The sequence below is a fragment of the Deltaproteobacteria bacterium genome, assembly GCA_020845775.1.
Taxonomy (GTDB): domain Bacteria; phylum Bdellovibrionota_C; class UBA2361; order SZUA-149; family JADLFC01; genus JADLFC01.
The window spans coordinates 1-11,751 of the sequence record JADLFC010000036.1 but is presented as its reverse complement, the minus strand read 5'-3'; the positions used below and the strand labels follow the sequence as shown (position 1 = coordinate 11,751).

Sequence of the window (11,751 nt, the reverse complement as noted above, 5' to 3'; positions counted from 1 at the left end):
AAACTGGTCACTGTCTTACGCGCTGGCTACACTGTCTGTGAAAAAACTGGAGTTTGGCGGGTGCGGTGTTGGTTTAGATAGGCGTCAAAAGTCATAGCTACGTTTCTCATAAAGAGGCGACCAATGGACGACAGGCGCATTGTTTGGGAGTCTATACTTAAAAGGCCGTCTTGCTCCATGCCTTTTAGGTGTATTAGTGGCTCGCTAAACGTCGACCAAAAGTCCATTTTCCAACGATTCTCAAATGACGATATGTCAACTTGCCCCTGACAAAAAATGTCCTGAATAATTTCTCCGCGCATGCAATCTTCAGGCGATTTAATAAGCCCTCGCTCAACTGGAAAGCGATCCCTTGATATTTCAAGTTCATAGCGGTTTATTTCCTTAACATTCTGCCAATACGCACCCGCCAAACTAGATATTGAACTCATGCCATGCCCTATGACATGCGCCCCTTTATGTGCCGTGTACCCCATGAAGTTACGCATCAGAAATCCATCTCGCAACGCAATATAAAGAGAATCATTAGGCAGGGCGAAATGATCCATGCCAATATAACAATAGCCGTAATCAATTAAGCGCTTAATCGACTCAACGAAAATCGCTATGCGTTCCGAAGGCTGCGGCAAAGCAGAGCGCTCTAATGTCTTTTGAACCTTCTGCAACCACTGAACATGCGCATAGCCATAAAGCGCAATCCTATCCGGCTTAATCTCGATAATTTTATCAATAGTATCGATAAAACTCCTAACAGTCTGCTTGGGCAAGCCATATATTAGGTCGATATTAACGCCACCAAAGCCGGCGTCACGCGCAGCATTGCACAAATTGCGGGTGAGCTCAAAAGACTGAACTCTGTTAACAGCTTCCTGCACAGCCGGATTAAAATCCTGCACGCCAAGGCTAATTCGATTAAATCCAGCTCCGACTAGTGCACTCAAGTGCGCATCAGAAAGAGTTCTTGGGTCAACTTCAATCGACACCTCGGCATCTCCTGCTATATTGGGATAGGCTTGTACGCATGCGTCATGTATATCTCGAATTTCGCTAGGAGTTAGATAATTAGGCGTTCCCCCACCCCAGTGAATCTGCTTAACAGTTGTCTCGGAACCAAACATTTTAGCGTACGCCCGAATTTCGCGACTCATTGCGGCCAAATAGGGACCGACCAAGGACCTATCTTTAGGAACTATCTTGTTACACGCACAGTAGTAACAAAGCGACTGACAAAACGGAATGTGAAAATAAAGCGAAAGTAAATTCCCCCCTACTGTAGCGCTAGACTGATTGGCGGCGGTTTTAATTGCCTCTTGCCACTCCTCAATAGATAGCGCCGAGCTAAACTCCACCGCTGTTGGATAACTCGTATAGCGAGGGCCAGAAACGGAATACTTCTCCACTAGATAAACCAACTCCCGCGATGAAAGCGCCGAAAAGTCACTTGTAGAGTTTCCGAGATTTGCGTTGGACATGGCCCTATCCAGTTCGCCTCGTGCCTAAAGAGGTTCCGCATTTTTTGCAGCAGTAGTCGTAAAGGTCTCCACGTGGAAGAGCGAGCAACATTTTCTCCCTTACAGGCATAGCCATCTTACAGGTTGGACAATAAAGCTCACTTGCCGAGAAAGATTCGTAACTCGAATCATCCCGACGCTCGCCGGTCGCCGGCCCACGCGTGCCATGTTTCGTAGCTGCCGCTTGCTGCCTTAACTGCCTGGCAAGTAATTGTCGTTTTAGATAATTATCATCCATTTTAACCAAATTGTTTTCTTAAACCGGTGTTTCCCGATACGCACCCGAGACCAAATTTTCGTAAAGAGTAGTTATTTTCTTGCCAATTACATCATAAGAATACTTTTGTTGCACTAAGCTGAAAGCATTTTCACTTAAAGCTTTCCTTAGTTCAGGCTGCTTTAACAGACGTCCAACTTGAACACAAAACTCTTCTGGCGCATCGGCAATCAGTAAATGTTTTTCGTGCTCTACCTCGAGCCCCTCACAACCTATGGAAGTAGACACTATAGGTATCCCATAAGCCATTGCACTGAGAAGTTTTAGGCGCGTACCCCCGCCGTCTCGAATAGGGCAGATAAAGATGCTGGCACCTTTTAGAACTGGCCTAACATCTTCTAAATAACCAGCTAGAGTTATCCTATCACATTTAGCAACAAGTTTCGCTAGTTTCGGAGGACAATTTTTCCCTATAATCGTTAGAGTCAAAGCGCCATGCTTGGCGCTCAGGATTGGCCAAACCTCCATACAAAAAAACAACATCGCGTCGCGATTTGGGTACCAATCTAGTGAGCCCATGAATACCAGTTGTTCCATATTTCCACCAATATGTTCGCGGCGATAATGGGAACAATCGACCCCATTTTCTATAACTTCAATCGGCACTGAGGGATTGCACTTCACAAGACTTTCCTTGTCTAATTCCGACACGCAAACGTTTAGGTCGTATCGAATCATGTGCTTGCGTTCGTAGTGCTCCAACTTTAAGGCTTCTAAAAATAAAAAAAGTTTTCTTACTCCATTGCCATCGCGCGTAGCTCGACGCCTCATCATAGCCGATTCTGCGTTGTGGTGCGTAAGTGCCTTTGGCGCATTAATTTTACCCAATATATTCTCAGCTAAACCAATTGTATCTACGTGAACGAGATCGATACTGTCGACTGCCTCTAAAATATCCAACACAGCAGCCTCAAGCGCGCTAGAGCGGTAAATAAGAGCCGAATATGGCAAATTTCCAACCAGGCTCTGCAACACCTTTAGCCCCTTCGCAAATAAATTTTCGCTCGGGACGTGGGCGAGAAGAACGATTTTTTTGCAATACTTCTCTAAGTCCCGTCGCGCTGATTCAAGAGAAACGCCGCGACGTAAATCCTTGTTTCTGCGATAGTACGACACTAGATATATTTCGTGATGCTTTGCTAACTGGCAAAGCAAATTCCTGCTGCGCTCCAAAGCGCCAAAACCGGTCTCTGGATACAACAGGAAATGCGAAATCCATAGCAACTTCATGAGCGCAGCCGACTAGCTAGATAAAGGCCCTGTATAATAGGTGAACTCCATCTAGCGAGTTAAGTAGAAACCACAGTTTTGACTTTGCGAGATCATCGAGTAAGGCGCGCAAACCCTTCTTTGCTTCCGGCATTATAATCTCCGGCTCGCCTTCGCCTCCGGATAATTCAAGCGCAATTTTAGCAGCATCGTTAAGACTACCAATACTATCAGCTAACTTTAGCTCTACAGCAGTTTGCCCCAAAATAATCCTTCCATCGGCAAATTTTTCGACCTCTTTAACTGACAAGTTGCGAGCCTTTGCAACTACTGCCACAAACTGCTCGTATGCCTCGTCCACTGTAGACTGGAGCACTTTTGCATCATCTGGGCTAACTGCACGAAACGGCGAACCTGAATCCTTATATTTACCGCTCTTAATTACCGTCATTCCAATGCCGAGATCTTTCATGACATCAGAGAAATTGGGAATCATTAGAACGACGCCGATAGACCCACTCAGCGTGCTTTCATTAGTGATGATTTTTTCACAACCGACCGCAGCATAAAGCCCGCCCGATGCAGCGATATTTCCCAAAGAACACACCACTGGTTTTTTCTCTCGTGCCTTGAGGATAGCTCGATAGATTTCTTCAGACGCTCCAACAGCTCCCCCTGGGGAATCAATGCGAACAACGATTGCCTTTATTTTTTCGTCCGCAACCCGCTCTTCGATACTTTTTCTAAATTTCTTAGAACTAAGTATTTCCCCTTCGATGGCAACTACACCTACTGCTTTATCCGAAACCACTTTCTTTAGCTCGTCCTTATCCAAAACTCCGGAAGCCATCATTACTATCGATACCAACATCATCAGCATTAAGAGGGAAAAAAGCGCAGCGCAGCTCCAAACGATGAGAGAAACTATTTTCTTGAGTATATTCATCTAAATAATCCAATAAAATTTCTAAAGTTCATGCTTAAATTTAACGATATTTTTAGTAGAAGTGTCAACTTCGTAGGCACCATAATTTTATAATATTGACAGCAATAGTCTTATATTACTTCCGACTTTCTTGGCAACGCACGTAATAAATTCCGATCCTAAAGCAACGGCGGCTATCGCGATAGAGCGATCTGCTGTGCTCTCGCCTACAATGCCGACAGTAGGAGTTGGAGACGTAGTAAATTTCGGCGTTCGTCGCAATATTCCTGGCAACCGCGGGATAATAAGTATTAATGGCCAACTAGTTCAGGCTAACTTACCACTAAACATTAAGGCTGGCTCGAAAATCCTCGCGCAAGTTGCCGAAATTGGACCGCAAGTTTTGCTAAAAATTCTACAGGCTCAAGGCCCAACTACCAGTTCTCGCATAGACCTAGCAACTCAACTTGCAAACGAGATAGCTAACAGCTTGAGTACCGCTAGTTTAAACCATCTTAAACTTCAATCCTCGCTCCTTCTTCCGATGAACCTCGATTCCTCCGCCTGGAGACCAGAACTTCTTAAAAGCCTGATGGGAAACATTTCTAACAATGCCGAGCTCTATGACTCAAACGCGCTCCTCGCCAATTTATTCAAACTTACAAACGGAACCTTTTCGAGCTGGCTTAAAAGCCTACTAGACCAAACGCAAACCACTTCGTTGAATTCGCCCTTTGGCACTCTACAACCTTTACCAGGCTCTTTGCTTACAGCACTAGAAGCTGAACTACGAGCCATGCTAGGCCAAGCAAGCGATTTTTCATCCATAAGCAAACATCTCAAGCATATTTTAGATGTCATATCAAAAGACTTTTCCCAAAAAGAAACACTAAATTCAAAAGACGCGCAAGTCCTTCAAAATGTCCTGCGAGACTTAAAAACCGCCACCCAAAACGAAGAGCACGCGAGGCTGCATATCCAGGCCGCTTTTTCGCAGCTCGAAGAATTTCTTCACAACAACGCCAAACTTACTACCACCTCTGCAAGCATGAGCGAGGCCCAATTCAAGCAGGCAATCCTAGGCCTTGAGCAACTCGCCAATACCCAAGAGACCCTAAATAGACTAAATCCTTTGATGCAGGCACTCGGAGAGCCAGCCTTAATCATGTTTCCATTTCTCTTTCAGAATTTCATATCTCATGGCGAAGTGATAATAGATCCAGACCGTCAAAACAAAGGTAGCAAGCAAAAGAGCTCAGACGGCAGTACCCACCACGACGAAGGGCTATCCAACGGAGAAGCTTATCGGCACATTCACATCAATCTAACACTTCCCACGCTGGGGCAAACCATAGTCGACATAGCCCACCGCAAGCATGAGATTCTCGTAAGATTTACACTGGATGACGAAGAAAAAGCTGAATTTCTAGCAGAACAGCTAGACTTTTTGTCGGCTATATTGCGAAGCAGCGGTTTCGAAAAAACTGAATTTATTGCTAGCTCGAACCCAAACCCCGAAAACTCTACAGCCTGGTTCTCAAGGACTCTCGACAGATTCTTGGCCATGGCATAAGCTCTCCTATTCAGCAATCGCCAGTGAACAAAAAATACTGTTTGCAGGAAGTAAAATATTTAAGTTACTTTTTGGAAACGGTATAGCTTGCTTTCTCCAAGGGTTATAGGGACTTTTTAAAAAAAACCGCCAATGCAAAAAAAACAGATTGCCATCAATATTTCTCTTGTTGTGTCGATATTGATGCTAATTGGGAAAACCAGTGCCTATTTTCTAACGGGTAGCGCCGCTATACTGTCGGATGCCTCTGAGTCGGTTGTTCACATATTTGTAACTTGCGTGTCTCTACTCAGCATACGATTTGCCGATAAACCAGCTGATGCGAGGCATCCATATGGACATGGCAGAATTGTCCTCTTCTCTATTGGCATAGAGGGGTTATTGGTTTTTTGTACTGCTATCTTTATTTTAGTAAATGGCATAGATGCCCTTATCAACGGCTCTCATCTGCAAAAACTCGATAGCGGCTTGCTATTAATCTTTGTTTTAACAATTATAAACCTGGCGCTAGGCGTCTTTCTAGTGCGCGTTGGAAAGAAAGAAAACTCGCCCGCACTAGTGGCAAACGGCAAGCATGTTCTGGCTGATATGATGACTAGCGCAGTGGTAATTGTTGGTCTTACTGCGGTATGGCTAACGGGGTTTAGCATCCTAGATCCGATTGTGGCGCTTATGGCGGGAACTTACGTCTTGTTTGCTGGAGCTTCTATACTTCGCGAAGCTGCAAATTTAAGCATGGACGAGGCTTCCACCGAGGATACCGAACGCATTAATTTAACGCTGGATGCTCTAGTTAAAAACCACACAATTAGCGAGTATCATCAGCTCAGACATAGGAGGATAAACAACGAATACTGGATTGAGGTTCACGTCCTAGTTCCAAAAGACATAACTATCTCCGATGCCCATGAGCGTGCGAGCTTAGTAGAACGGCAGCTAGAGCAACTATTTCCCACTTATAGAGTTTGTGTTACATCACATATAGAACCTGAGGATCACTGCCGCATTCACCCCGAAGGACACCGCGTTGATCCTCTTAGTAATGACAAAAAGTAAATAATTGCTAGTCAAATGTCCAGCTAGTGCTAGGAACTGGTATTTAAAGCCATGAAAGACGAAAACGTCTCGGAGGTAAGCAAGAAAAAAACCTCAGACCACCACATTCAGAGATACATAATCACGGGAGCTCTAACGCTTATCCCGCTGTGGATAACCTGGCTTTTTTTTCACCTCATATTCCAAACATTGTCCGATATCGGACTTCCTTGGGTAAAGGCATTGTCTCATGTGATTGAGCCGACATTTCCAAATAGTGCAGAATGGCTAGTCTCTCCACTCTTTCAGTCCTCCCTCGCGGTACTCCTCACTCTCCTGGTCTTATATATTTTAGGCTGGATCGCGTCGAGGGTGATAGGAAAGCGCATTTGGGGCATGATTGACTCTATAATGGAGCGCATACCGTTTGCACATAAGATCTATGGGGCTACTAAAAAGCTTCTCGCGCTTTTGCAGACTCCGCCTGGAGGAGAAAAGATTAACCACGTAGTGCTCATTAATTTCCCATCGGAAAGGATGAAAACCGTCGGCATTTTGACAAGACTATTAAAGGACGAAGTGACAGGTGAAAGCTTGGCAGCGGTTTATGTGCCGACAACTCCAAACCCTACCTCTGGATATCTCGAAATACTGCCTTTAGCAGATGTGGTTCCGACAAATTGGAACATGGAGGAAGCCATGACTTTTATTATTTCAGGAGGTGCGGTGGCTCCTGAAAGCATCACGTATAGCCGTCCCGCCGTTTCGGAATAATACTAACTTAACAGCACTATGGAAGCGAATAGCAGTAATAAGAACAACTCGTTTGAATTGGTGATGCCGGCAGGCGACATGAGCAAACTCAAATTTGCCTATGCCTATGGAGCAGATGCAGCCTATGCGGGCGTCCCTATCTATTCGCTTCGAGCGCGGGAGAATGGGTTTCGAAAAGAATCTCTAAAAGAAGCAATTTTGTTGGCAAAGCGTTTGGGCAAGAAGTTGTTTCTAACCATGAATATTTTCCCGCACAACAGCAAGATTGCTGGGTTTTTAGATTTATTTTGCGAAATGTCTGAGTTAGAACCAGACGCCTTTATTATGAGCGATGCGGGTCTTATTAAACAAGCGCTAAAACTTAGGCCAAATGCAAAAATTCACGTCTCTACCCAGGCTAATATTACAAACTGGGCGGCTGCTGAATTTTGGCGAGACTGTGGTGCTAAGCGGCTAATTTTATCGCGAGAACTCTCGCTAAAAGAAATTGCAGAAATTAGAGATAGGGTTCCGGGGATTGAATTAGAAGCTTTTGTGCATGGAGCCATTTGCATAGCTTATTCAGGTCGTTGCTTGATTTCAAATTACCTAAATCACCGCGATGCCAATCAAGGCACTTGTACGAACTCCTGCCGGTGGGAGTATAAACTTAGCCACGAGAAGAAAAGTTTATGCGAGGGCGAAACTACTCGGCCAGGAAGCGAAGCAGCCTACGAACAACTCTGCGACAGTTACTACGTGACGGAGCCCAATCACCGCGAGAAGCGCTTTGAGATGGACGAGGATGAGCATGGCACTTACCTCATGAATTCTAAGGATTTGTGCGCAATAGAACTCTTAGGCGCGCTAGCAGACGCAGGAGTTACGAGTTTTAAGGTAGAGGGAAGAACTAAGTCAGTGTATTATGTGGCCATCATTTCTCAGGCGTATCGGCGTGCTATAGACGATATGGCAGCGGGGCGTGCATTTGACAAAGACAATCTGCTCGAAGTTATGTCGACGGCCAATCGCACTTTAATGACGGGCTTTTACCTTAAACGCCCAAATGAGTATGGCGAAAATTTTGAGGATGGTTTGTCTCTTCCCTTAAGTCACAAGTTTGCCGGCCATGTTCAAAGCTACGATCCGGCGAGCGGAATAGCATGGGTAAATTTTAAGAACAAAATTGCCGTTGGCTCACAGATCGAATGGATTACACCTAAAAAGCGCCTTACTGAGACCGTAAGAACTTTGGTAAACAAAAAAAACGGTTCTCTAACGAGCGAGCTACACGGCGGCGTTTTTGGAGGTCTCCCCTGCCCTTTCGTCGCAGACGATACTACGTTATTGAGAGTCCCCATCTCAGTGGAAGCATGCGCCAGTACGGACTCCCAGAAGTCGCATTAGTTACCCAAAGCTCCCTTGACAGTCTCGTCTATTAGGGCAAGAAAGCGCGCTTTTTCATCTATGCTTAAAAACTCCCCATCTAGTATTAGCTCGTAGAGTTCATCACCGGCTTGGAGAAAGGGTTTAAGTTTGGGGGTATCTTTGGCAGTTGTTACGATCGTGGAATTGTTGCGTGAAAAGGTCTTCCATTCATCCAGCGAAAAAACAGCATGATCGGGCTTCGCAAAGGCATTTTGCACTACTAGGCCTAGGTTATCTAGAAGAGAAAAAAAGCCCTCTGGCTTAGCAATGGCTGCCATTGCACCTACGGTCTTATTCCTAAAACTCTCAAGTGGGAACTCCTCGCCAGTAGAAACCTTTACAAAACGGGCCGGATACAACGCAAAGCGAAATATAGGAATACTTGGCCAAGAGATTTGTGTCGATGAGAGCAAGCGATCGACGTTCACCCAATTAGCAGTTTCGCTTTGACGTTCTCGGTCGAATTTAAGTGCTTTTTGAACAAATACTATTGCGTGGCAGCGCCTAAACGCACTGTCGGGGTTTTCCCTAAATCTACCTCTAGGCAACAATTTTGGATTCTCAAACTCCTCGACGACATTTTTGTCGCCGACGTCTATTAGCAATAGGTCTAAGTTCCTCTCTAGGCGACGATGCTGGAAACCATCGTCTAGCAAGATAACATCTCCCAAAGCCTGGCTCTTAATTAATTTGGCTCCCGCTACGCGCTTTTTTGAAATGACAATTCTAGCCCGAGAGCCGAGATGCGACAAATGCATCAAAGCCTCGTCTCCAACCTCACTAACAGAATCGCGCTCAGACACAATGTGCGGTCCAATTGCAAAGCCACCATAGCCGCGACTTAAGATGACTGACATAAGCCCGCGCTGCGTTAGCTCCTGCACGAGATAGGCAGTGAACGGACTTTTTCCATTGCCTCCGACTGTGACATTGCCAACGCTAATAACAGGTAGTTCGACGTTACGTGAAGTAATGAGCCTGTGATCGTAACACCAATTCCTAGCACGAACGACCAATGAGTACAGATACGACATGGAGCTGAGACAGCATTCTAAATGCCGATATCCTTTAGTATTTACAACCCCTTCCAACAAATCCCATTTACCAAAAGTCACTAAAAACCCAAATTTAATTGATATTACAGATTAACAATAACAAACAGAGCGCTAATATACCGTTTCCAAAAAGTAAAATATTTAACTTACTTTTTGGAAACGGTATTTGTTGTTTATTGGCAAGTGCTTACGCACTTGCTGTTTATAGCATTTACAAAAAGGATTTTTGTAAATGCTATAAATCCTTCAACATAAAACAGTTCTGCGGTATAATAACTTTAATGTAAGATTTTCACTAGGTTTTTTTATGCTAGGAGTTAGGTTAGCCGTACTAGCCATGTTGGGTTGTTTTGTTGTCTCGCTCGCAACTAGTGGTTGTAGCTATTGGAGGATTGATCCTTGGCATGTTTTAGTTCGCAGCGACTACATTCGTTCGCTGGTGCAAGAAAAGCAAATTTTAAGTAAGGCGAGGCTTGAATGGACCGGGGATAAGCGAGTGCGAGTTCTTTACGTGAGCGGCTCGCCTTACGAGAGGGGCTATCAACACGGCGCACTTTTAAGAAAAGAAATTCAGGACAATTTCGGTTACCTTTACAAGACTGCTCAGGAGAAATTTCACTTCGATGAGTTATTTGCTGAGGCCTATGAGCGCATGCAGCCCTTTATTCCTGCGGAGTATATTGAGGAGATGCACGGTTTAGCCCATGGTTCGCGCCTACCTCTAGCCATGATTCACCACCTTCATATTTTGCCGGAGCTTGGCGAATGGGGAGGGAAAAAGCAAATTAAGGGCGTTATTAAGCAGATGATGGCGGGTGATCTCGGCACTTCTTGTAGCAACTTCTCGATGACTGGTGCTTCGACTGTCGATGGCGAGATGTATGTTGTGCGCATTCTGGATTGGGGATTGCACAGAATTTCCAAGCTGCACGAATACCCGCTTATTACGGTTAACATTCCCGAAAATGGAGTACCATCTGCTAACATAGGTTGGGTAGGTTTCCTAGGGGCGGTATCTGGAATGAATGCTGAGGGGATAACGCTTGGAGAAATGGGATATGGAGATCCGCCGAACGAGACGCTGCGCGGGAGGCCGATGCCATTTTTATTGCGCGATGTCCTAAGCCAAGCGTCTAGTCTTGGTGAAGCTGAGTTAATATTAAAGGAAAGCATTGGCACGAATTCATTTGTTTTCTTGATTAGCGATGGCAAGACAAAGTCCTCTAAGCTCTTCATTAAGGATAGAGATCGCTTTAAGACTTCTAGTGCCGGACAGGAAGTCCGCGATGGCGAGGAGCATTTGCCTGCAATCTCCGATGTCGTGTATGGCGGGCATTATAACGAGAAAATGGCCGAAATGCTTAGCATGAGCCATGGCAAAATTAGTTGCGATCTATTGCAAGACACTCTGATCCCAGAATTCGCAATGAAGTCGAATTTCCAGAACGTGATTTATTTGCCCTCAAAATTGCAGTTTTGGGTTAGCAACGCGCGAGACAAAGGGAATTGGGCAGCCAGTGAATCATATTCCTTCTTTGACCTCAAAAAGGCTCTTATTACAGGTATCGAAGAGACCGCCGACTAAGGCGCCTCCAATCCAATCCCCCTCCCCGACAAATTAGTGCATACCAACAATGCCTAACTTTAAAATACTTAAAGTAACTATATTCTAGCTGAACGTTTTTATTTTTTCTTTGCACAAAGGAAAATTATTTTGCCGATAAGAGTTTCGACAACTCAGGTTTCGTTTTTGCAAAGAATGAAGTAAATAAATATGCCTAGAGCACCACGGTTGATAAAATCTAATACTTTATACGGGATATCATTCCGCGCGCGAAGAGGTTTGCCTTTTTGCTGTACTATGTACATGCGTGCAATTATCGAGGGCATACTAGCTCGTGTGCAGAGGGATGATAAGGTTATACTTCATCACTATGTCTTTGAGGGAAGCCATGTGCATCTCATTATAACTGCTAAGGATTCTG

10 protein-coding genes are annotated in these 11,751 nt (G+C 44.9%); 5 read left to right on the top strand and 5 right to left on the bottom strand.

The features are described from left to right. Positions 1–26 precede the first annotated feature (26 nt). Genes hemN through sppA form a run of 4 tightly spaced genes read right to left on the bottom strand, consistent with a single transcriptional unit; the run spans position 27 to position 3,943 of the window. On the bottom strand, positions 27–1,472 hold the full coding sequence (hemN, locus tag IT291_02485; GenBank protein MCC6220086.1) for an oxygen-independent coproporphyrinogen III oxidase: 1,446 nt from the start codon (positions 1,470–1,472) through the stop codon (positions 27–29). 4 nt (positions 1,473–1,476) lie between these two features. Next, positions 1,477–1,749 carry a hypothetical protein gene (locus IT291_02480; protein ID MCC6220085.1) on the bottom strand — a complete coding sequence of 91 codons (273 nt, stop codon included), beginning with the start codon at positions 1,747–1,749 and terminating at the stop codon, positions 1,477–1,479. Between the two features lie 18 nt (positions 1,750–1,767). Further along, positions 1,768–3,018 (bottom strand): glycosyltransferase, encoded by a 1,251-nt coding sequence (locus tag IT291_02475; GenBank protein MCC6220084.1) that lies wholly within the window; start codon positions 3,016–3,018, stop codon positions 1,768–1,770. Between the two features lie 16 nt (positions 3,019–3,034). Further along, on the bottom strand, positions 3,035–3,943 hold the full coding sequence (gene sppA / locus IT291_02470) for a signal peptide peptidase SppA (protein ID MCC6220083.1): 909 nt from the start codon (positions 3,941–3,943) through the stop codon (positions 3,035–3,037). Positions 3,944–4,139: 196 nt separating this feature from the next. Between sppA and IT291_02465 the strand changes: the two genes are divergently transcribed. From IT291_02465 to IT291_02450, 4 genes are all read left to right on the top strand, one after another. Beyond that, positions 4,140–5,495 carry a hypothetical protein gene (locus tag IT291_02465; GenBank protein ID MCC6220082.1) on the top strand — a complete coding sequence of 452 codons (1,356 nt, stop codon included), beginning with the start codon at positions 4,140–4,142 and terminating at the stop codon, positions 5,493–5,495. Positions 5,496–5,627: 132 nt separating this feature from the next. After that, entirely contained in the window at positions 5,628–6,551 is a 924-nt protein-coding gene (locus IT291_02460; protein MCC6220081.1) for a cation transporter, read from the top strand. Between the two features lie 51 nt (positions 6,552–6,602). Beyond that, positions 6,603–7,304, top strand: a complete 702-nt coding sequence (locus IT291_02455; GenBank protein MCC6220080.1) for a DUF502 domain-containing protein — start codon at positions 6,603–6,605, stop codon at positions 7,302–7,304. Positions 7,305–7,322: 18 nt separating this feature from the next. Further along, positions 7,323–8,690, top strand: a complete 1,368-nt coding sequence (locus IT291_02450; GenBank protein ID MCC6220079.1) for a U32 family peptidase C-terminal domain-containing protein — start codon at positions 7,323–7,325, stop codon at positions 8,688–8,690. On the opposite strand, the gene lpxK is transcribed toward IT291_02450, so the two are convergent. Beyond that, entirely contained in the window at positions 8,687–9,826 is a 1,140-nt protein-coding gene (gene lpxK / locus IT291_02445; GenBank protein ID MCC6220078.1) for a tetraacyldisaccharide 4'-kinase, read from the bottom strand. The two genes, IT291_02450 and lpxK, sit on opposite strands and share 4 nt — an antisense overlap. A gap of 247 nt (positions 9,827–10,073) precedes the next feature. Between lpxK and IT291_02440 the strand changes: the two genes are divergently transcribed. Then, a complete protein-coding gene (locus tag IT291_02440; protein MCC6220077.1) occupies positions 10,074–11,351 on the top strand; it encodes a hypothetical protein in 1,278 nt (425 codons plus the stop codon). Positions 11,352–11,751: the final 400 nt, after the last annotated feature.

Excerpts from the sequence above, each read along its gene's own strand:
- hemN (MCC6220086.1), bottom strand. The coding sequence starts at position 1,472 with ATGTCCAACGCAAATCTCGGAAACTCTACAAGTGACTTTTCGGCGCTT.
- IT291_02480 (MCC6220085.1), bottom strand. The coding sequence starts at position 1,749 with ATGGATGATAATTATCTAAAACGACAATTACTTGCCAGGCAGTTAAGG.
- IT291_02475 (MCC6220084.1), bottom strand. The coding sequence starts at position 3,018 with ATGAAGTTGCTATGGATTTCGCATTTCCTGTTGTATCCAGAGACCGGT.
- sppA (MCC6220083.1), bottom strand. The coding sequence starts at position 3,943 with ATGAATATACTCAAGAAAATAGTTTCTCTCATCGTTTGGAGCTGCGCT.
- IT291_02460 (MCC6220081.1), top strand. The coding sequence starts at position 5,628 with ATGCAAAAAAAACAGATTGCCATCAATATTTCTCTTGTTGTGTCGATA.
- IT291_02455 (MCC6220080.1), top strand. The coding sequence starts at position 6,603 with ATGAAAGACGAAAACGTCTCGGAGGTAAGCAAGAAAAAAACCTCAGAC.
- IT291_02450 (MCC6220079.1), top strand. The coding sequence starts at position 7,323 with ATGGAAGCGAATAGCAGTAATAAGAACAACTCGTTTGAATTGGTGATG.
- IT291_02440 (MCC6220077.1), top strand. The coding sequence starts at position 10,074 with ATGCTAGGAGTTAGGTTAGCCGTACTAGCCATGTTGGGTTGTTTTGTT.